This window comes from Burkholderia sp. E168m23, from assembly GCF_016586125.1.
Lineage (GTDB): Bacteria > Pseudomonadota > Gammaproteobacteria > Burkholderiales > Burkholderiaceae > Burkholderia > Burkholderia orbicola.
On sequence record NZ_BCPP01001501.1, the window covers coordinates 1 to 964 of the forward strand.

At 69.8% G+C, this 964-nt stretch carries 1 protein-coding gene; it reads left to right on the top strand.

What is annotated here, in order from left to right:
• Positions 1 to 316: 316 nt before the first annotated feature.
• On the top strand, positions 317 to 964 hold a 648-nt coding region (locus tag JMF90_RS38470; protein WP_201326481.1), incomplete at its 3' end, for a GTP 3',8-cyclase MoaA.

Genomic DNA, 964 nt, shown 5'->3' on the forward strand with positions numbered 1-964 from the left:
AGCGGGCTCGCGCGGCTGCCGGCCGGGCGCGCCATCGCGCGCGGCGACGCTGTTCCGTACTACGAATTCGCGCGCTGGCTCGCATGAGCGCGACGCCGGATAGCCGCCCGATGCGGTGCCTTCGCCCCATTCGTCGCCCGATTGGCCGCGCCTGTCGCGCCTCTCGCGCGGCGAACTGTATTCCTGCAATTCGGGCGGGATTGTGTCTCTGCCGACAAAACCCCGCGGACTATGCTCACGATGAGGCTCGTCACGACCTGTGCGCCGACACGTCGGCATCCGCACGGCCGAGCGGCGACGCCCCTTCGCTTACTTCATGCAGGCCGACGACCCGATCGTGAATGCCATCGTTTCCGCCGCGCCGGCCGCCGCCGCCTCATCCGGCGACGCATCGCCCGGCGCTGTCCCCCGCCCGTCCGACACGCTCGGCCGTCCGCTGCGCGACTTGCGCCTGTCCGTCATCGACCAGTGCAATTTCCGCTGCGGCTACTGCATGCCGCGCGAGAGCTTCGGCGCCGACTACGCGTTCATGCCGTCGTCCGAGCGATTGTCGTTCGCGCAACTGGAAAAGATCGCCCGCGCCTTTACGTCGCTCGGCGTCGAGAAGATCCGCATCACGGGCGGCGAGCCGCTGCTGCGCCGCAATCTCGAAGCACTGATCGAACGGCTGGCCGCGTTGACGACCGTCGACGGCAAGCCCGTCGAAATCGCGCTGACGACCAACGGCTCGCTGCTCGCCGCGAAGGCACGCGCGTTGCGCGATGCGGGGCTGTCGCGCGTGACCGTGAGCCTCGATGCGCTCGACGACGCGGTATTCCGCCGGATGAGCGACGCCGACGTGCCGGTGGCGCGCGTGCTGGCCGGCATCGAAGCCGCGCATGCGGCCGGGCTCGCGCCGGTCAAGGTCAACGCAGTGATCGAGCGCGGCGTGAACGACGACCAGATCCTGCCGCTCGTGCGGCAC